A 19992-nucleotide genomic window follows, 5' to 3' on the forward strand; every position below is an offset into this window, starting at 1 on the left:
TTCGAGAAACCACGCCGGGCTAGGGGCATAGTGACAGCATGGCTACTTTTGTGGACGCTGCGGCGATCAACCTCCGGCTCGGGTTGCTCGGGTTCCCTCTGCCCGACGGCGGTGGCATGACCGCTGCCGCCGAGCTGGTGAGACCGATCATCGACCGACAACGGGAGCTCAACAGACGGCTGCAGCATCGACTGCCCGCCGTCGACGGCCGCATCCAGTCTTTCCTCGATGCCTACCTCGAGGGGACCGACAGCGCGCCGCAGCTGCCGCGTGAGACCTTCGTCCTCGACAAGCCCGGCCTGGCCCGGGAGATGTCGCTCCCCTACGACGGCGACACCTTCGTCTCCGAGCAGCTGACCAGCTACCGGCTCGTCAACGGCGTGCTGCACAACCCCGCCAACGACCGTCGCACCACCAAGGGTGTCTTCCACATCGCCGAGGGCGGCCTGCCCATTCAGGACGACAAGATCGCCGTGCCCCGCGCCACGTTCGGGCGGCTGCTCGAGCACGCGTTCAACCCGCCTGCCGAGGCCAAGGTCCTCCCCTACACCTCGAACCGTGCCGAGCGCCCCGGCTGCTGGGCCTCCCTCCTGCTGCGCCCCATCGTGGTGCCGGCCGTGCCGGGCTTCACGGCAGAACGCCGGATGGAGACCCGCTTCTTCGCTCCCGCGACACTGATGGCGAACCTCGACTTCGTGGAGGGCATCTTCGGCAACGGTGGCGACCCCTACCTGCCCGAGAACGACTCGTCGCTCGACCCCGAGCGGTGGACCGGGCACACCGGCCTGGTCGTCCTTGCCCCGCACCTCACCCTGCTGACCAAGAAGGAACTGGGCCTGCCCCACTGGGATGACGCCACGCAGCGGCAGCGCCGCGACGGCATGTGCTGGCGGGACGAGTCCGAGCGCTACAACAACGGCTCGGCCTTCAAGGCCTGCGCCCGGGACGAGCGGGGCGTCATCGTCACCGTCATCGCCGACAACTACTTCGGCTACTGCAAGAAGGAGGTCAAGGCGCAGATCAGCTACTCGGCCAACCTTCTCGGGCTGGTCGAGGAGGAGCACTCCGGCGGCGCCATCGCCTACCCGCGCTACAACCTCGGCCAGACCTGCACCATGAAGACGCCGGAGGGCTTCCACTTCGACGACGTCATCGCCCGCGACCCCGACCGGTTCCGGGTCCGGGCGGAGGGCTACGCCGTCGACCTCGAACTGCCGCACGTCGTGCTGGTGCCCGAGCACACGCGGATCTCGCTGCGTGACCGCACCGTCAGCTGGGAACGTGACGGCGAGCCCCGGTCCATCGAGCTGCGGGCCGACACGCAGTACGTCGCCCCTGACGGCTACATCGTCGAGCTGACCCACATCGAGGCCGACGGCGACATGTGGACCCTCATCGGCACGTCGCCGGTCGCGACGTCCTGCCACAAGCCGGCCACCGTGTCGGGCGGCGGCAAGTCCGAGATCTCGAAGTCGATCACCGACGCCTTCGTCAACGGCAACGCCTATGTCGAGAACTTCGTCGAGGACATGACCGCCGTGGCGGAGATCGTCGACCGTGACTTCTCCGACCGGTTCAAGGATCCCGAGCACACGGATCACCGCGCGCTGCTCTCGGATGCCCGCAGCGTCGGCTCCGTCATCAAGCTGCTCACCCCGAGCAAGGACTACACCGACGAGTACAACGCCTGGCTCGACACGATCCCGCACCACATCAAGGAACTCGTGTTCGTGGTGCGCCGGTTCTACCAGCCCGAGTGGGGCGACGACTGGCCCAGCCACTTCACCGTGGGCCGCATCAACGGCCGCGCCGGTCACGCGCTGCGTCTCGACGGCGACAAGATCGTCGTCAACATGCTGCGCGTCGGGTTCGCCCCCGACGGCTCGTGGCGTCTGTTCGGGCTGCGCCACGACTTCTTCCCCGCCACCAAGGTGCAGACGGAGGACGACATCACCGCGAGCATCGTCGTCCCCGGAGAGGACGGGTTCTCCCGCAAGTTCGTCACCAACTGTGAGCAGTTGCTGTTCCAGCGCCCCGACGACGCCATCCACCGCGGCTACGACAAGCAGGCCGAGGCCGACATCGCGGGCGGAGCGTTCCTGTCGAACTTCGAGCCGCTGACCCGCGACGATGCGCGGGCCCTGGTCAACGACGCGATCGAACTGTCCCGGTTCTCGGGCCCAATGGAGGCTCTCATCCGGAAGGCCGCCGCGGCCGACGACTCGGCGCCCCGGTACTTCGTCTCCTCGGCGCACCCGCGGATCATCAACGGTGCCCGTTCCAAGAACCCGCGCTACCTGCAGATCCGGCCGGATCTGTCCCGTCCGGCGGAGACGGCGACCGCTGAGCTGGCCTCACACCTGTACCACCAGCTGGCGCTCACGGAGCCGCTGCGTCTCCCCGTCGATCTGGTGGCGGCCGGCCGCCGCAACAACGCCGCTGAGGAAGGGGTGCCTCCGCTGTGTGCCTACGCGCCGCTGCACTACATGGAACTGCCTGAGCTGCTGATGGAGTTCATCTCGTCGATGACGGGCAAGTCGCCGTCGACGACCGGTGCAGGCTCCGAGGGCGCCATGACGAAGGGGCCGTTCAACGCTCTCCCCTCCGTCATCGACCTCAACGCGGCCTTCCTGTCCTTCGCCCTCACGGGCTACAACGGCTGGCTCTCGTCGGCAGGAGTGATCGGGCCGCGTGTCCGCGTCGACCACGACATCTCGCTGTTGGTGCCCGAGGTGTTCTCCCGGATGTCCCCCGCCGAACGTGAGGCGGACAGCCTCATCGCCGAGGGTGCGCTGGAGCGGGTCGAGGACATCGAGGTGGACGGCGAGCTGATCGAGGCCAGCAGGCTCGGCTACCGCATGACCGCGAGGTTCCAGTCGAAGTACTTCGGCCGGATCTTCATGCACCCCCACGTGGTGTTCTCCGCCGGGATGCTCCGTCCCGAGGAGCAGGACATCGACGCGTACGCCAAGTCGGTGCGCACGATCGTGACCACGCACCGTCGGGTCGCGCAGACCTACATCGACGACGGCACCATCGCGCTCGCCGTCCCCCGATCCGGGCGCTGCTCGAGGTGATGGCCACCGGCTCGAGCGATGGGCTGACGCTGCACGAACCGCAGTTCCGCCGCCTGTTCGACCGGGAGGAGGTGCTGGCATCCGACTGGTATGCGGAGCGCCTCGCCGCGCAGGCAGCCTCCGACGCGGCGCACTGCGAACGGTCCGTGGGTGCCATGCGCCGGTTCGTTCAGGAGCCGTCGAATGTCACCACCGCGGAACGGGTGGGCATTGAGCGCCGCATCGAGGCGATGGAGTCCCGGCTGCGGGCCTCGTCGCAGCTCGATGCCGCCGAGTCGCTGAAGGGCACCCTCGGCCGCCAGGTCAGCTGGAGGTTCTGACCCCGATGGCCTCGATGAGCTCCGGCGTGAGCTCGTCGAGGCCCTCCAGCACCGTGGTGCGGGCGAGCAGGTCGGCCGACGGCGGGTGGAAGTGCGGCGGGATCGCGACCACGGTCATGCCGGCGTTGAGCGCCGAACGGATGCCGTTGGGCGCGTCCTCGACGGCGACGGCCTTGCCAGGGTCGACCCCCAGCAGCTCGCAGGCGCGCAGGTAGCCGTCGGGCGCAGGTTTGCCCCGGTCCACCTCCTCGGTGGAGACGGTGACCCGGAGCAGGTCGCCCAGGCCCATGGCCTCGACGAACGTGTCGATCAGGATCCGCGGGGACGAGCTGGCGATCGCGATGGGATAGGCGGCACCCATCCGGCGGACCGCTTCCAGTGCGCCGGGCAGCAGGGTCAGGTCGCCCGAGCGGTAGTGGGCCACCATGCCCTCGATGGTGAGCCGCGCCGCCTCGGCCTGCGTCACGGGGAGCCCCACGGCTTCGACCATGTGGGTGCTCCACTCGCCGGTGCTCATGCCCATCATCGCCTGCGTGGCACCCTCGGGCCATGCGAGGCCCGCGTCACGGGCGAGGCCCCTGCGTACGTCGTCCCACACGACCTCGGTGTCGATCAGGGTTCCATCGAGATCGAAGACGACTGCTTCGGCCTGCATGTGCTCTCCTCCGGTTCGGCTGACGGCCAGCCTATCGGGGTCGCGGAGAAGGTCGCGCCTCGCCACCGGGTCTGCCCGGAACCGCACGTGGCCCGGCTTCACCTCCTTTCGGCCCGTACGGGCGTCGGCCTCGACGGCAGGGCGAATACGCCGCCCTCGCCGTCGAGCCAACCCAGCTCCACCAACTCCGCAGCCAGGGCGAGGGCCGTGACGGTGTTCTGCCCCGTGCGGCGCCCCAGCTCCGCAGCGGTGACCCTCTCCCCCGCCGCGACCGCCTCGCGCACCTCCCTGAGTTCCTGTGCCAGTTCGTCGATCGGACGCCTGTCGCCCCGGGTCGGCCCGTCGGCGGCCGCTCCCAGGGGCGCGAGCTCACGTTCGACGTCCTCGGCGCCGCCCACCAGGGTGGCCTCCCCGTCACGGATCAGCCGGTGGGGGGTGGACGACAGGGACGAGGTGATCGGCCCCGGCACGGCGAGGACCCGCCTGCCCACGGCGTTGCCCCAGCTCGCGGTGTTCTTCGCCCCGGACCGCAGCGCGGCCTCCACCACAATCACGGCCTCGGCGAGGGCCGCGATGATCCGGTTCCGGGCCAGGAAGGCACCGCGTGCTGGCAGGGCGCCCGGGGGCAGTTCGGAGATGATGGTGCCGCCGCGGGACACGGCCGCCGCAAGCGTCGCGTTTCCCGCCGGGTACGGCCTGTCGACGCCGCTGGCGACGACAGCGGCCGTGTAGCCGCCCACCCCGAGCGCTCCGCGGTGTGCCGCGGCATCAATGCCGTATGCGAGCCCGGAGATGATCGGGCGGCCCCCGACTGCCAGATCGGCGGACAGCTCCGCGGCCGCACGTTCGCCGTAGCCGGTACAGGCCCTGGCCCCCACCACCGCGACGCCCCCTGCACTGGCCAACGGCTGCCCCTTCAGCCACAGGCCGAACGGGACACCCGCCTGGCCGGCCACCTCCACGTCCTCGAGGCCCGCCAGCGCCGCCGGCCACTCGTCGTCACCAGGGACCACGAACCGTGCACCGCAGGCTGCCGTGGCGGAGGTGACGGCGGTGATGTCGACGGAGGCGGCGAGCCGACTGAACCGCGTCGTGTCCCCCGCCCGGAGCAGACCCTCCCACACGTCGACGGCACCGAACTCGACCACGGCCCGCGCGAGCGCCGGCGCCCCCTGCGACCCCAGCGCGCACAGGCCCATCCTGGCTTCCCGCTCGCCGGTCACGACGCCAACTCCCGGGCCGCTCCCTGCCGCAGCAGAAGCGCCGAACGGATGTCGCGTTCGGAGATCCTGTCGTGGCCGCCGAGATCCGCGAGCGTCCAGGCCACCCGCAACACCTTGTCCACGCCACGGGCGCTAATGGAGCCACGCAGCAACGCCTCGTTGAGGAGACGCAGGTCCGTGGCCGGGGTCAGCTCCTTGCGCAGGTACGAGCCCGCGATCTCGCCGTTGGTAGTCCAGGGCGTTCCCCGGAGGCGGGCCCGCTGCCGATCCCTGGCCTCCAGCACCCGCTCCCGGACGACGGCGCTCGACTCCGGCGCGGGAAGGCCGATGTCCAGCAACACCCGGTTCACGCTGGTCAGCTGATGCCTGATGTCGATCCGGTCCAGGATCGGGCCGCTGACCCGGTCCTGGTACCGGCGCACCCGCAGGGGGTCGCAGCGACACTGCGCCCCGGCGACCGCGTGGTAACCGCACGGGCAGGGGTTCGCGGCCAGGATCAGCTGGAAACCCGCAGGGATGCGGGCGCTGTACCGGGCCCGGTTGATGGTGATCCACCCGCACTCCAGCGGGGTCCGCAGCGCGTCGAGCTTCGGACCGAACTCCGGGCACTCGTCCAGGAAGAGCACCCCGTTGTGGGCCAGCGAGATCGCACCGGGCTTGAACTGCGCCGATCCCCCGCCGACGAGCGCCGCCGGTGTGACCGAGTGATGGGGATCCGCGAACGGGGGCTGGCGGATCAGCCCGTCCAACGGGATGCCAGCGAGCGAATGGATGGCGGACACCTCGACGGCCTCGGCGTCGTCCAGCTCAGGGAGGATCGACGGCAGCCGCGAGGCGAGCATGCTCTTGCCGGCCCCGGGCGCCCCGTAGAGGTACAGGTGGTGCCGCCCCGCTGCAGCCACCTCCAACACGAACCGCCCCTCCTCATGGCCCACCACCTCCGCCAGATCGGGCCGGTAGGCGGAGGCGTCCGGGGCCTCATCCGCCGCCGACCGTGGTGCCCGTTGCGGCAGGGGCTTGCCCTTCAGGAAGGCGACGACCTCGTCCAGGCGGTCGACGCCGGTGGCCTGGATGCCAGGCACCAGCGCTGCCTCGGCCTCCTGCTCGTACGGGACGACGACACGGGTGAAGCCGGCCTTTGCGGCCGCGAGGACAGCAGGCAGGACGCCCGGAACACGACGCACCCGGCCGTCGAGGCTGAGCTCACCGATCAGGACCACGTCGCGCAGCCGGCTCGCCGGGAACGCCCTCTCGGCGGCCATCCCCGCCGCGGCGATCGCGACGTCGAAGTGGGAGCCTGTCTTCGGCAGGCTCGCGGGTGACAGGTTGAAGGTGACCAGCTGCGGCGGCCACGGCAGGTCGCACGCCTTGACCGCGGCGCGCACGCGCTCCTTCGCCTCGTTGAGCGCCTTGTCTGGAAGGCCCACCAGCATGGTGCGCGGGATGCCGCCACCCTTCGCGGCCTCCACCTCAACGGGCACCCCGTCGATGCCGGTGAGCGCCACCGACCACGCCGAGGCCCTCACCGCTCCTCGATCCCACGGGCGTGGATCATCTCCGCCGGCCGTCCGGGCCGCAGCACGAACCCGATCGCGTCGACCCGCAGCCTGACACTCCTGCCGGCGCGCTGACGCGCATAGATGACGGCCAGGTGACGCAGCCGCCGCGCCTTCGCATACGTGATGGCGTCGAGCGGCATGCCGTACCCGGTGCCGGAGCGCGTCTTCACCTCCACCACCACGAGCGCATCGGCTGTCGGGTCGTAGGCGATAATGTCCGCCTCGCCCTCCCGGCAGCGCCAGTTCCGCTCCAGGATCGGCCAGCCGCTGGCCGACAGATACTCGGCCGCCATGTCCTCGCCGCGTCGTCCGAGACGCGTCCGTTCCTCAGTCATGGGATCACCTCCATGACCGTGATGGGTCATGGGAAGCGCTCTGGCCCGCTGTCCACAGCGGGAGGGGTGCGCCGAGGCTCAGGCCAGGCGCATCCGATCAGCTACGGGTGCGGTCGGGGACCTCAAGATCGGAGTGCACGATCTCCTCGATCGACACGTCGCGGAACGTCAGCACCTTCGCCGACTTCACGAACCGTGCGGGACGGTACATGTCCCACACCCAGGCGTCCCCCATGGACACCTCGTAGTAGACGTCGCCACCCTCCGTGCGGACCTTCAGGTCGACGGCGTTGCACAGGTAGAAGCGGCGCTCGGTCTCCACCGCGTAGGTGAAGATCCCGACGACGTCCTTGTACTCGCGGTACAGGTCGAGCTCTAGCTTGCTCTCGTACTCATCAAGGTCTTCGGCGCTCATGGTTGGCCCACTCTAGCGGTTCGGGCGACGTTGTCGAAGCACCAGCGGTGGATGGCCGACGGGCCGTGTCGGTCGAGCGCCGCCTGGTGTGCGGAAGTGCAGTACCCCTTGTGGATCGCGAACCCGTACTCGGGATACGTGGCGTCCTGTTCCACCATGATCCGGTCGCGGGTGACCTTGGCGATGATGGACGCCGCGCTGACGCAGGCAGCCACCTTGTCGCCCTTCCACATGGCCACGCCCGGGGAGGAGAGCCCGTCGACGGGGAAGCCGTCGGTGATGACGTAGTTGGCCTGCACGTCGAGGCGCCCGACAGCGCGGCGGAGCCCGTGCAGATCGGCCTGATGCATGCCCAGCCTGTCGCACTCGTCGGCCTCGACCCGCGCCCAGGCGACGGCGACGGCACGCGCCAGGATCTCGTCGTAGAGGCGGTCGCGGGCCTTCGCGGTGAGGACCTTCGAGTCGTCCAGGCCTGCGATGGGCCGCTTCGGGTCGAGGATCACGGCGGCGGCCACGAGTGGGCCGGCGCACGCGCCCCTGCCTGCCTCATCCGCCCCGGCGACAGGCCCCAGCCCCGCCCGGGTCAGCGCCCGTTCGTAGCTGTACGCCCCTCGGCCCAGTCGGATCATCAGCAGCCGGACTCCACGTGGATGAGCTCTGGCCTCTCCGGCGCAGGCTCGACAGGGTCGGGGACGGTGGTGAAGGTGGCGGGGAGGTTGAACGTCGAGAGCCGGTCGAGCGGCGCGACGATGGCCACGGCGGACCCGACCACCTTGTCCATGGGCACGAAGGCGCTCTGCCCTGGGTTCTGCGAGACGTCGGCCAGCCGGCAGCGCGAGTCGTTGGAGGCGTTGCGGTGGTCGCCCATCACGAAGATGTGGTCGGCGGGAACGATGATGTCGAAGGGGACGGTGGCAGGCGCGACCTGGACCCCGTCGAGCGTGAAGAGGTACGCGGACTCGTCAAGCGGCTGACCGTTGACCTCGATCTGCCCCTCGTCGTTCAGCAGCACGTGATCGCCGGGCATGCCAATGACCCGCTTGATGAGGTGCTCCGTGCTGGAGCTTGGGAGGACCCCGATGAACTCGAGCCCGATCTGCACCGGGTTGGTGGGCTTCTGGCTGGGGGCGAGCCACTCGCCGGGATCTTCGAAGACGACGACGTCTCCGCGTTGGAAGCCGCCGAACTTCGCCACCAGGACCCGGTCCTGCTCGTGGATCGTGTTCTCCATCGACCCGGAGGGGATGAGGAACATCTGCCCGACGAAGGTCCGGAGCAATGCCGCGATGATGATGGCGCCAACCACCACGAGGAGTACCTCGGTGAGCCATCCGAGGACCCGCTTCCCGAAGCTCGGGGCCTCCGGCGCCGGGGCCTCGTCCTGCGCGGGTGCGTTGTCTCGAACCACAGACCAGTCCTTCATGTCGCGGGGGCGGCTTTCGCCTCCGCCGAGCATACCCCCGTGCGCTCGCCACCCCGCCGCGCCACCCTGCCACGTGCCGGATCCCGCAGCCCGGGGTCCGCTTCCCCGTCACGGAAAACGAAACCGCCGGAACGGGTGACCCGTTCCGGCGGCTTTCAGAGTGTTGCGGCTCAGCGCTTTTCCCTGATCTTGGCGGCCTTGCCGCGAAGACCACGAAGGTAATAGAGCTTGGCGCGACGCACGTCACCACGACGCTCGACCTCGATCTTCTCGATGATCGGAGAGTGCAGCGGGAAGGTGCGCTCGACGCCGACGCCGAAGCTGACCTTGCGGACGGTGAAGGCCTCCTGGATGCCACCGGCGTTGCGCGCGATGACGACACCGGCGAACACCTGGACACGGGAGCGGCTGCCCTCGATGACGCGGACGTGCACCTTGACGGAGTCGCCGGCGCGGAAATCCGGAAGGTCGTCGCGCAGCGACGCCTTGTCGATCTCAAGGATCTGCTTATTGGTCATGTTGAAACCCTTCCGTCAGTGCCACAGGCCACCGCGGTGTTGTACGACCCAACCCGGCGCAGACGTTCCCCCCGTGGCAGGAGCTGTCCGTGTTGGAGTTGCCCGGACGCGGACAACGACTACCCATTATGTCAGAGCGGACGGTGGGCGCGAAACCGGGGAGGGGCGGCGCCGAAGCGCCGCCCCTCCCCGTTGTCTATCGACTCAGGCCTTGCCGTCGCCCTTGAACAGCGACGCGATCAGGTCGCGGTTCAGCTGGGCGATGGACTCCAGCGGGATGCCCTTGGGGCAGACCGCGGCGCACTCACCGATGTTGGTGCAGTTGCCGAAGCCTTCCTCGTCGTGCTGGGCAACCATCGACTTCACGCGGCGGTACCGCTCGGGCTGACCCTGCGGCAGCATCGCCAGGTGCGTGATCTTCGCGGCAGTGAACAGCATGGCGGAGCTGTTCGGGCAGGCCGCGACGCACGCACCGCAGCCGATGCAGGTGGCGTTGTCGAAGGCGATGTCCGCCTCGCGCTTCGGCGCGGGGGTCGCGTGAGCGTCCGGAGCCGAGCCCGTGTTGGACGAGATGAAGCCGCCGGAGGCGATGATCCGGTCGAAGGCGGAACGGTCGACGGCGAGGTCCTTGAGGACCGGGAACGCCCCGGCCCGCCAGGGCTCGATGTCGATCGTGGCGCCGTCGGCGAACGAACGCATGTGCAGCTGGCAGGTGGTGGTCGCGGAACCGCCGTGGGCGATGCCGTTGATCACCACGCCACACATGCCGCAGATGCCCTCGCGGCAGTCGTGGTCGAACGCCACCGGCTCCTGGTTGGCCTCGGTGAGGTTCTCGTTGAGAAGGTCAAGCATCTCCAGGAACGACATGTCCTCGGACACGCCATCCAGGTCGTACTCGACCATCCGGCCGGCTGCGTTGGGGCCGGCCTGACGCCAGATACGTAGCTTGAGCTTCACTTGTAACTCCGTTGCTTCAGTTCGATTGCCTTGTAGACCAGCGGCTCCTTGTGCAGGATCGGGGCAGCCCCGTCGCCACCGAACTCCCACGCCGCGACGTAGAGGAACTCGTCGTCGTGACGCAGTGCCTCGCCCTCCTCGGTCTGGGACTCGGCGCGGAAGTGGCCGCCGCAGGACTCGCGCCGGTGCAGGGCGTCGATACACATGAGCTCGCCGAGCTCCATGAAGTCGGCGACGCGGCCGGCACGCTCGAGGGCCTGGTTGAAGTCCTCGTTGATGCCGGTGACGCGGACGTTGCTCCAGAACTCGTCACGGAGCTCGCGGATGAGACCGATGGCCTTCGTGAGGCCGGCCTCCGTGCGCTCCATGCCGCAGTACTCCCACATGATGTGGCCGAGTTCCTTGTGGAAGGAGTCGACCGAGCGGGTGCCCTGGATGGAAAGCAGCTTGTCGATGCGGCCCTTGGCCGAGTCGAGCGCCTCGACGACGGCCGGGTGGTCGTCGCCGACCTTGTCGAACGGGGCATCAGCGAGGTAGTCGTTGATGGTGTTCGGCAGCACGAAGTAGCCGTCGGCCAGGCCCTGCATCAGGGCGGAGGCGCCGAGACGGTTCGCACCGTGGTCGGAGAAGTTTGCCTCGCCGGTCACGTACAGGCCGGGGATGGAGGACTGGAGGTCGTAGTCGACCCACAGGCCACCCATCGTGTAGTGCACCGCAGGGTAGATGCGCATCGGCACCTCGTACGGGTTCTCGCCCGTGATCTGCTGGTACATGTCGAAGAGGTTGCCGTACTTGTTCTCGACAGCCTTCTGGCCGAGCCGGCCGATGGCATCGGAGAAGTCGAGGTAGACGCCGCGGCGCACCTGGCTCTCGTTGCCGTCCCGGTCGCGCTCGGTGATGGCGGGGCCGACACCGCGGCCCTCGTCGCACATGTTCTTCGCCTGCCGCGACGCGATGTCGCGGGGAACCAGGTTGCCGAACGCCGGGTAGATCCGCTCCAGGTAGTAGTCGCGGTCCTCCTCGGGGATCTGGCGAGGATCCTTGCCGCAGTCCTCGGCCTTCTTGGGCACCCAGATGCGACCGTCGTTACGCAGCGACTCCGACATCAGGGTCAGCTTCGACTGCGTCTCGCCGTGCACGGGGATGCAGGTCGGGTGGATCTGCGTGTAGCAGGGGTTGCCGAAGTAGGCGCCCTTGCGGTGCGCACGCCACGTCGCGGTGACGTTGCAGCCCATGGCGTTCGTCGACAGGAAGAAGACGTTGCCGTAGCCACCGGTCGCAAGGACGACCGCGTCAGCGGTCCAGGTCTCCACCTTGCCGTTGACCATGTTCCGCGTGACGATGCCGCGGGCGCGGCCGTCGATGACGATGACCTCGACCATCTCGTGGCGGGTGTACATCTTCACGGTGCCGGCGGCGACCTGACGCTCCAGCTGCTGGTAGGCGCCGATCAGCAGCTGCTGACCCGTCTGACCACGGGCGTAGAAGGTGCGCTGCACCTGCACGCCGCCGAACGAACGCGTGTCGAGCAGGCCGCCGTACTCACGGGCGAAGGGGACGCCCTGCGCGACGCACTGGTCGATGATGTTGGCCGACACCTCGGCGAGGCGGTACACGTTCGTCTCACGGGCGCGGTAGTCGCCACCCTTGACGGTGTCGTAGAACAGCCGGTGCGTGGAGTCGTTGTCGTTGCGGTAGTTCTTGGCGGCGTTGATGCCACCCTGGGCCGCGATGGAGTGGGCGCGACGCGGGCTGTCCTGGTAACAGAAGTTGAGGACGTTGTAGCCCGCCTCGCCGAGCGTGGCGGCGGCGGCGCCACCGGCGAGGCCGGTGCCGACGATGATGACGCTCAGCTTGCGACGGTTGGCCGGGTTCACCAGGCGCGCCTGGAACTGGCGCGTCTGCCACACCTTGTCGATGTCGACGCCCTGGGGGGCCTTGGTGTCGGCGATGTCGTCGCCGAGTGCCCAGAATTCGTTACTCACGGGGACCTCCGTGTTGGGGACGGTGGTGGTCATGCCGGGATCACCCGGAACAGGACCGCCAGCGGCATGATCATGAAGCCGACGTAGAGGATGGCCGCCACGGCGTAGGCGAGGATGTTGAGCCACTTGCGCGCGTTGGCGGAGGTGTTGGCGCCGAGCGTCGTGAAGGCGCTCCAGAAGCCGTGCCGCACATGCATGCAGACGAGCACCATGCAGATCGCGTACAGGGCCACCATCCACCACTGCTGGAAGCCGGCCACGACCATGGTGTGCGGCTCATCGCCGCTGCCGCCCATGGACCCGGGCACGATGGTGAACTGGATCAGGTGGAAGATCAGGAACGCGAGCACGATCACGCCGCCCCACCGCATGGTGCGGGCAGAGTAGGTCTGCGCCTGCTTCTTGATGTTGACGTACTTGTCGCCACGGTTGGCGCGCGTCTCCATCGTGAGGACGTAGGCCGACCAGATGTGCGCCGCGACAGCGATCACCATCACGAACCGGAACACCCAGATGAAGGTGCCCGCCGGCATGATCGGGTACAGAATGCCACCGTCTTCGGTGGCCCCCTTCAGCCAGTGCGCGTAGTGATCGAACGCCTCGGTGCCGACAAACATCTTGAGGTTGCCGTACATGTGGAAGAGCAGGAAGGCGATCATGATGAGGCCGGAGACGGCCATCACGGCCTTCTTCACGACGGTCGATCGCACCGCTCGTTGATGGATGGTGAGAGTTGTTGCCACGAACGTCACTCTAGCTACCAAGGGCGCGTAGGGGGACCTTGGGGCCAACTAAACGCAAGGGTTCTCGAGGATCTATTTACGCGCAAAGCACGTTGTTGAATTGATTTCGATCCGTGAGGCACGGCCACGGGAGGCAACCGGCGTCGTCACTCCCCCAGGAGATCAGGCCGGCGGGCGCGGGTCCGCGCCGTGGCCTGCTCCTGACGCCAGCGCGCGATCACGGCGTGGTTGCCGCTGAGCAGCACCTCCGGCACCTCACGACCACGCCAGATGGGCGGCTTGGTGTAGTTCGGGTACTCCAGCAGTTGCTCGTTGCCCTCGGAGTGCGACTCCTCCAGCAGCGAGTCGGGGTTGCCGATGACCCCGGGCAGGAGGCGCACGACCGCCTCGGTGATGGCCAGGACGGCGACCTCGCCGCCGTTGAGGACGTAGTCACCCAGACTGACCTCGATCACTTCGTAGGTGTCGGTCGCGTAGTCGATGACCCGCTGGTCGATGCCCTCGTAGCGGCCGCAGGCGAACACGAGCCGGGGCCGGGTGGCCAGCTCGTAGGCGAGCGCCTGCGTGAACGGTTGCCCCGCCGGGGTGGGCACCACGATCGTCATGGGCAGGTCGGAGGCCTGCTCGAGGGCGTCGAGCGCCTCCCCCCACGGTTCGGGCTTCATCACCATGCCTGCGCCGCCGCCGTACGGCGTGTCGTCAGTGGTGTGATGGCGGTCGTGGGTCCAGCTCCGCAGGTCGTGGACCGCCAGGTCCACGCGGCCCGACGCGATCGCCTTGCCGACCAGGCTCAGGTGTAGCGGCGCGAAGTAGTCGGGGAAGATCGAGACGACGTCGAGCCTCATGCCTCGTCCTCCAGCAGCCCGACGACGTCGGCGAGTCGGACATGGCCGGCCTCGAGGTCGACGACGGGCACCAGCGCACTGACGAACGGCACGAGCCGTTCCTCCCCGTCGACATCGATCTGCAGGACATCCTGGGCCGGCAGGTGGAGCACCTCGGTGACAGCGCCGACGCGATCACCCCGGTGGTCGAGGACGGCCAGGCCGACGAGCTGTCGGTCGAAGTATTCGTCGGGCTCACTAGGTCGTTCGGCAGCGGGCACACGCACATGCAGCAGCGTGCCCGTCAGGGCCTCGACGGCCGTGCGGTCCGGGTAGCCGACGAAGCTGACGACCAGCCGGCCCTTGTTCCAGCGGACAGAGGCCAGCTCGATCTCCCTGCCGGTGGCGCCGAGCAACAGACGTCCGCCCCGGACGAAGCGGCGGCCGGGCTCGTCGGTCCGGACATCGATCCACACGTCGCCGTTGATGCCGTGCGCGCGGCCGATCTTGCCGACGGTCACCTCAATCTTGTCGTCCACTGGACTCCTTCAGGAAAAGAAAGCGCCGGTTGAGGCGCCCACTCGGGGGCGGTCCTCAACCGGCGCTCTCGTGTTGCTCAGTTGCGACGCGGGCGGTCGACGTCGACGAAATCGACGCGGACGCTCTCGTTGCCGGCGAGCGCACCGACGACGGTGCGCAGCGCCTGGGCGGTGCGGCCCTGACGGCCGATCACCTTGCCGACGTCATCGGGGTGCACGCGCACCTCGAGGAGCCGGCCACGGCGCAGGTCCTTGTCCCTCACGGTCACGTCGTCGGGGTTCGAAACGATCCCGGCGACTAGGTGCTCGAGGGCCTCGGCCAGCATGCTCACTCGCTCTCGGCGGGAGCCTCGGCCTCGTCGGCAGCGGCCTCAGCGGCGGGGGCGGCGTCGGCCGGCTTGGCCTCCTCAGCCTTCTTCTTGGCCTTCGAGATCGCGGGGGCGACGGCGGTCGCGTCCTCGGCGAGAGCCTTGGCGAACTCGGCGTCACGGTCGCGACGCTCGGGCTGCGGGTCGATGCCCGACGGCGTCTTGTCGCCGGTGAACTGCTGCCAGTCGCCGGAGCGCTTGAAGATCGCGACGACAGCCTCGGTGGGCTGGGCGCCGACGGACAGCCAGTACTGGGCCCGCTCGGAGTTGACGCGGATCACGCTGGGATCGTTCTTCGGGTGGTACAGGCCGATCTCCTCGATGGCCTGACCGTCGCGCTTGGAGCGCGAGTCGATGACGATGATGCGGTAGTGGGGCGAGCGAATCTTGCCGAGACGCTTCAGGCGGATCTTGGTTGCCACGTGGGTGGATTCTCCTGTGTCAAGGTGTCTGCGAGGCAGACGGGTTCGGCGGACGCACCTCGCGTGTGGGGCACGGTCGGCGCAAACCAGGGGCTCCCTCGCCCGCGTGAGAGGGCACGGACGAAGAAGATGCATCGGTCATTGTGCCAGATTCTGGCCCGTCCCCCAAACGTCCACCGCCGAGGCGGTCCCCGGTAGCCTTGTGGCCGATGGACATCACGGACGACGCCTTCGAGGCCCTGGTCGAGGAGGCCCTCGGAGAGCTGCCGGAACAGCTGATCGAGGGCCTCGACAACGTCATCTTCGTCGTCGAGGACGAGCCGGAGGACGGATCCGACACGCTGGGCTACTACGACGGGACTGCACTCACCGAGCGAGACTCGTACGGCTACGGCCAGTTACCGGACCGGATCGTCCTGTTCTCGGGTCCGCTCAGCCGGATGTGCGGGTCGGAGGACGAGCTGTACAACGAGATCTGGATCACGCTGGTACACGAACTGGGTCACTACCACGGGATCGAAGAGGACGAACTGCACGCACTTGGCTGGGGATAGAGCCTCCGCTGCCGAGCACGGCTCTGGCCGGAGCCGTCAGCCGCAGACCGACGACAGGTCGCCCGCGAACGCGAGCGGCTGCGAGCCGGAGCAGATCGCGCTGCTGAGCACCGGTGTCATCCCGGGCCCTGATCGACCGGCGGCGCGTAGCCCGGCACCCGGTCGGCGCTGATCCCCAGCAGCGACTCCCATCCTGTCGGGACGGAGAGCATCTCGACCCGCGTGTCGGCCGGATCAAGCCCGGCCGCCTCGGCGGCGTGCCGGAAGAACTCGTCCCGGCCCAGCACCTCGTCGATGAGCCCGTTCGCCTTCGCTGTGTCTGGGTCGAACATGAAGGCGCCGAACTCGTCGATGATCGTCTGGCTCGGGATGTCCCTGTGCGTCGAGACGTGGTCGACGAACTTCGCGTACTCCACGTCGATGCCGGCCTGGTAGTGGGCCCGCTCCGCTTCTGTGATCGCCCGGAATGGGTTGCCGAAGTCCTTACCTGTGCCCGCCGTCAGGTACTCCGAGGTGACGCCACCGGTGGTGGTCACACCCGACTCGAGGAGGTTGCCGGTGAGGCCCGTGGCGTCCTTGTAGTGGTAGAAGGGGCCCATGATGACGCCGATCGAGCCGATGAGGGTGCCGTGGTCGGAGACGATCTCATCCGCCGGCGCGGTGGCGTACACGCCGCCGGAGGCCGACATGGAACTCACGTGGACGAGGACCTTCTGCTCCGTGCGCTCCTGGTAGCGCTCGATCGCGTCGGCGATCGCCTTGGAGCCGCTGATGCTGCCGCCAGGCGTGTTGACGAGCAGCACCACGCCGGAGGAATCGTCGACGGTGAGCGCGTCCAGCTGGTCGGCGATCTCGTAGCCGTAGGTGCCGCCGCTGAGGAGGCCGCCGTCGCTGCCGTCAGCCATGATGGCGCCCTGGATGGGGATGGCCCGTAGCGTCTTCGCGCCCGCACCCCAGACGGTCGTCAGGTTGGCGGCGGTGCCGGTGGACCCGCCCGCGGCGGCGGCGACGCCGAGCCCGACGACCACCAGTGTGGCCACCAGCCCGCCGACGATCGCGGTCGCCCCGAGCCCCAGTCCGAAACCCGAGCCGAGCCCCAGGCCGCGGAGGAACGAGCCCTTCCGCGGCTTCTCCGGCTGTGAGGGGACGATCGGCGCCACGCGCGGGGCGGGGGGCAGTGCCACCGCTCCAGGGTCGACGGCACGCTCGTCGGCCCGCGGCGGCGGGAAAGCCCTCGGGTCGTCCTGAGGCGTCGGCACGTTCGGGTCTGGTCGCTCACTGCTGCTCCTTGGTTACTGCGTGGCAGTCAGCCTAGTGACGAGCAGGCTCTCAGGCGGGCGGTCCGTGGTCCTTGATCGCCAGCCGAGGGTCTGAGACGAGCCTGGTCAGCGTACAACCGGGGTGCCGCGCAGCAGCATGGTGCTGGGGCGAACAGCGCCGACAGATCCTCGCGCGGGTCACCGTCGAGGACGAGCAGATCGGCGCTCTCCCCCACCTCGAGGTTCGCGGCGCCCAGCCAGGGCCGCGCGCGCCAACTGGCGGCGCCCAGCGCGTAGGTGGCGCCGGCCAGGTCGGCGATCTCCTCGATCTCCTCGCCGATGCCACCGTGCGGAACGACGGTGCCGGCGTCGGTGCCCGTATAGACGCCCACGCCCGCCTCGATGGCCTTCCCGATGGTCTGCTTGCGGCGGGCGTACAGGTCGGTCATGTGGGCGAAGTAGACGGGGTACTTCTCCCGGGCAGGGGCCGCGTACATGGGGAACCTGGCCAGGTTGATCATGGTGGGTACCAGCGCGGTGCCGCGGGCGGCCATGTCGGCGATGACGTCGTCGGTCAGACCGGTGCCGTGCTCGATGCAGTCGATGCCCGCGGCGACGAGCTCCGCGGCGGCCTGCTCGCCGAAGCAGTGGGCGGTGACGCGGGCCCCCTCCTCATGCGCGGCGGCGATCGCCTGCGCCGCAACATCGGCGGGCCACAGCGGCGCGAGGTCGCCGACATCGCGGTTGATCCAGTCGCCGACGAGCTTGACCCAGCCGTCGCCGGCGCGGGCCTCGTGCCTGACCTGCTCGACCAGATGCTCGGGTTCGACCTCGGCCCCGAGGTTGCGCAGATACCGCTTAGGGCGGGCGATGTGACGGCCGGCGCGGATGACCCGCGGCAGGCTCGGGTCATCGTCGATCCAGCGGGTGTCGGACGGCGAGCCGGCGTCACGGATCAGCATGACCCCGGCGGCCAGGTCGGCGGTGGCCTGTGCACGCGCCGTCTCCGGGCTGACGGCGCCGTCGGGCCCGAGCCCGACGTGGCAGTGGGCATCGACGAGGCCGGGCAGCACCCAGCACCTGTCCGACAGCGTCGTCGCCCCGGCGACCGGGCCGTCGACGATGACGCCGTCGGCGATCCAGAGGTCGCGCGGACCGTCGTCGTCGGGGAGCACGGTCGCACGACGCAGGTGCCAGGCTCCAGCCATGTCTCGCTCCTAGAACTTCGGCTTGTTCTCGTTGAACATCTTGGCCAGCTCGGGCGGCAGCTGGAAGTCGTCCATGCTCTGCGGCACCTGCGGTGCCTGCGGCAGCTGCTGCGGCGCCTGTGGCCGAGCGGCAGGGCGGGCCGCCTTCCTGCCCTTCTTCGCCTTGCGCTTGGCGGCGCCACGGCCGGCGATCGAGGCGCCCTGCCTGCTGCCCATGCCCGGCATCCCCGGCATGCCGGGCATCCCCGGGAATCCGCCGCCGGCCATCGACTCCATCATCTTGCGGGCCTCGACGAACCTGTTGACCAGCTTGTTCACCTCGGAGACCTGCACGCCTGCGCCCCTGGCGATGCGCGCGCGGCGCGAGCCGTTGAGGATGGCGACGTCGTCGCGCTCGGCCGGCGTCATGGAGTAGATGATCGCCTCGATGCGGTCGATCTCCTTCTCGTCGATCTCGTTGATGGCCTGCTTGAATTGGCCGGCGCCCGGGAGCATGCCCAGGATCTTCGACATCGGCCCCATCTTGCGCAGCTGCTGCATCTGCGCGAGGAAGTCCTGGAGCCCGAACTGTCCCTTGCCCATCAGCTTCTCGGCTGCGGCGCGTGACTGTTCGGCGTCGAACGTCTTCTCCGCCTGCTCGATGAGCGTGAGCATGTCGCCCATGCCGAGGATCCGCGAGGCCATCCGGTCGGGATGGAACATGTCGAAGTCGGCCAGCCCCTCGCCGTTGGAGGCGAACATGATCGGCTTGCCGAGCACGCGGGCGATGGAGAGGGCGGCGCCGCCGCGGGCGTCGCCGTCGAGCTTGGTGAGGACGACGCCGTCGACGCCGACGCCCTCGTCGAATGCCTTGGCCGTGTTGACGGCGTCCTGGCCGATCATGGCGTCGACGACGAACAGCGTCTCGTCGGGGCTGACGGCGGCCTTGATGTCCGCGGCCTGCTGCATCAGTTCCTGATCGACGCCCAACCGGCCGGCCGTGTCGACGATGACGACGTCGTACAGCTTGGCGCGGGCGTGCTCGATGGCGCGGCGCGCGACGTCGACGGGGTCGCCGACGCCGTTCCCCGGCTCGGGCGCAAAGACGTGGACGCCGGCGCGGTCACCGACGATCTGCAGCTGGTTGACGGCATTAGGGCGCTGGAGGTCGGCGGCCACGAGCAGCGGCGAGTGTCGCTCCGCCTTCAGCCATCCGGCCAGCTTGCCGGCGAGCGTCGTCTTGCCCGCGCCCTGGAGACCGGCGAGCATGATGACGGTGGGCGGCTGCTTCGCGAAGCGGATCGTGCGGGCCTCGCCGCCGAGGATCGAGACGAGTTCCTCGTTGACGATCTTGATGATCTGCTGCGACGGGTTCAGCGCCTTGGACAGTTCCGCGCCGAGGGAACGCTCCTTGACGGCGGCGACGAACTCCTTGACCACGGCGAGGTTGACGTCGGCCTCGAGCAGGGCGATGCGGATCTCCCGCATGGTGGCGTCGAGGTCGGCCTCGGTGAGGCGGCCCTTGGACCGCAGCCCCTTGAACACCGACGCGAGCCGGTCCTGCAACGTGTCGAACACTGTGTCAACCCTTCGATGATTACAAGCGGTCCCCAGGATACCGGGCCGTTC

The 19992-nt window shown here is 68.9% G+C and carries 18 protein-coding genes and 2 pseudogenes; 2 read left to right on the forward strand and 18 right to left on the reverse strand.

Features of this window, described 5'->3' with window-relative positions:
- Positions 1-38 precede the first annotated feature (38 nt).
- Positions 39-3397, forward strand: a pseudogene (locus H9L22_RS07405) (hypothetical protein).
- Here the strand turns inward: H9L22_RS07405 and H9L22_RS07410 are convergent.
- From H9L22_RS07410 to rpsP, 15 genes are all read right to left on the reverse strand, one after another.
- Positions 3381-4052 (reverse strand): HAD family hydrolase, encoded by a 672-nt coding sequence (locus H9L22_RS07410; protein WP_187722205.1) that lies wholly within the window; start codon positions 4050-4052, stop codon positions 3381-3383. The pseudogene H9L22_RS07405 and the gene H9L22_RS07410 sit on opposite strands and share 17 nt — an antisense overlap.
- 98 nt (positions 4053-4150) lie before the next feature.
- The gene (gene dprA, locus H9L22_RS07415; protein ID WP_187722206.1) at positions 4151-5275 is read right to left on the reverse strand and encodes a DNA-processing protein DprA; all 1125 of its coding nucleotides are present in this window, start codon (positions 5273-5275) and stop codon (positions 4151-4153) included.
- Positions 5272-6801, reverse strand: coding sequence for a YifB family Mg chelatase-like AAA ATPase (locus H9L22_RS07420; protein ID WP_187722207.1), 1530 nt, complete (start codon positions 6799-6801; stop codon positions 5272-5274). The genes dprA and H9L22_RS07420 overlap by 4 nt, the downstream gene beginning before the upstream one ends.
- Complete coding sequence (locus H9L22_RS07425; protein WP_187722208.1) at positions 6798-7169, reverse strand: YraN family protein; 372 nt, start codon at positions 7167-7169, stop codon at positions 6798-6800. Before H9L22_RS07425 ends, H9L22_RS07420 begins: the two co-directional genes overlap by 4 nt.
- Before the next feature lie 97 nt (positions 7170-7266).
- Entirely contained in the window at positions 7267-7584 is a 318-nt protein-coding gene (locus H9L22_RS07430; RefSeq protein ID WP_187722209.1) for a DUF2469 domain-containing protein, read from the reverse strand.
- A complete protein-coding gene (locus H9L22_RS07435; protein ID WP_187722210.1) occupies positions 7581-8213 on the reverse strand; it encodes a ribonuclease HII in 633 nt (210 codons plus the stop codon). The genes H9L22_RS07430 and H9L22_RS07435 overlap by 4 nt, the downstream gene beginning before the upstream one ends.
- On the reverse strand, positions 8213-8992 hold the full coding sequence (gene lepB / locus H9L22_RS07440) for a signal peptidase I (protein ID WP_226966194.1): 780 nt from the start codon (positions 8990-8992) through the stop codon (positions 8213-8215). Before lepB ends, H9L22_RS07435 begins: the two co-directional genes overlap by 1 nt.
- 185 nt (positions 8993-9177) lie before the next feature.
- Positions 9178-9525: a 50S ribosomal protein L19 gene (gene rplS / locus H9L22_RS07445; protein ID WP_187722212.1), complete on the reverse strand. Its 348-nt coding sequence runs from the start codon at positions 9523-9525 to the stop codon at positions 9178-9180.
- Positions 9526-9729: 204 nt separating this feature from the next.
- Positions 9730-10482, reverse strand: a complete 753-nt coding sequence (locus H9L22_RS07450) for a succinate dehydrogenase/fumarate reductase iron-sulfur subunit (RefSeq protein WP_187722213.1) — start codon at positions 10480-10482, stop codon at positions 9730-9732.
- Positions 10479-12500 (reverse strand): fumarate reductase/succinate dehydrogenase flavoprotein subunit, encoded by a 2022-nt coding sequence (locus H9L22_RS07455; protein WP_187722214.1) that lies wholly within the window; start codon positions 12498-12500, stop codon positions 10479-10481. Before H9L22_RS07455 ends, H9L22_RS07450 begins: the two co-directional genes overlap by 4 nt.
- Entirely contained in the window at positions 12497-13210 is a 714-nt protein-coding gene (locus tag H9L22_RS07460) for a succinate dehydrogenase cytochrome b subunit (protein ID WP_226966195.1), read from the reverse strand. Before H9L22_RS07460 ends, H9L22_RS07455 begins: the two co-directional genes overlap by 4 nt.
- Positions 13211-13356: 146 nt before the next feature.
- Positions 13357-14055: a tRNA (guanosine(37)-N1)-methyltransferase TrmD gene (gene trmD / locus H9L22_RS07465; protein WP_187722215.1), complete on the reverse strand. Its 699-nt coding sequence runs from the start codon at positions 14053-14055 to the stop codon at positions 13357-13359.
- Positions 14052-14573 (reverse strand): ribosome maturation factor RimM, encoded by a 522-nt coding sequence (gene rimM, locus H9L22_RS07470; protein WP_187722216.1) that lies wholly within the window; start codon positions 14571-14573, stop codon positions 14052-14054. Before rimM ends, trmD begins: the two co-directional genes overlap by 4 nt.
- 77 nt (positions 14574-14650) lie before the next feature.
- Entirely contained in the window at positions 14651-14899 is a 249-nt protein-coding gene (locus tag H9L22_RS07475) for an RNA-binding protein (protein ID WP_187722218.1), read from the reverse strand.
- 2 nt (positions 14900-14901) lie between these two features.
- On the reverse strand, positions 14902-15363 hold the full coding sequence (gene rpsP / locus H9L22_RS07480; protein ID WP_187722220.1) for a 30S ribosomal protein S16: 462 nt from the start codon (positions 15361-15363) through the stop codon (positions 14902-14904).
- 209 nt (positions 15364-15572) lie between these two features.
- Here rpsP and H9L22_RS07485 point away from each other — a divergent pair, with 209 nt between their 5' ends.
- Positions 15573-15917 carry a metallopeptidase family protein gene (locus H9L22_RS07485; protein ID WP_187722222.1) on the forward strand — a complete coding sequence of 115 codons (345 nt, stop codon included), beginning with the start codon at positions 15573-15575 and terminating at the stop codon, positions 15915-15917.
- 116 nt (positions 15918-16033) lie between these two features.
- On the opposite strand, the gene H9L22_RS07490 is transcribed toward H9L22_RS07485, so the two are convergent.
- The 3 genes and pseudogenes from H9L22_RS07490 to ffh form a co-directional block, all read right to left on the reverse strand.
- Positions 16034-17101: a S49 family peptidase gene (locus tag H9L22_RS07490; RefSeq protein ID WP_187722223.1), complete on the reverse strand. Its 1068-nt coding sequence runs from the start codon at positions 17099-17101 to the stop codon at positions 16034-16036.
- A gap of 201 nt (positions 17102-17302) precedes the next feature.
- Positions 17303-18384: pseudogene (locus tag H9L22_RS07495) on the reverse strand (amidohydrolase family protein).
- 9 nt (positions 18385-18393) lie between these two features.
- On the reverse strand, positions 18394-19941 hold the full coding sequence (gene ffh, locus H9L22_RS07500) for a signal recognition particle protein (RefSeq protein ID WP_187722225.1): 1548 nt from the start codon (positions 19939-19941) through the stop codon (positions 18394-18396).
- Positions 19942-19992: the final 51 nt, after the last annotated feature.

Origin of the sequence: Tessaracoccus defluvii (genome assembly GCF_014489575.1) — a bacterium.
Taxonomy (GTDB): Bacteria; Actinomycetota; Actinomycetes; order Propionibacteriales; family Propionibacteriaceae; genus Arachnia; species Arachnia defluvii.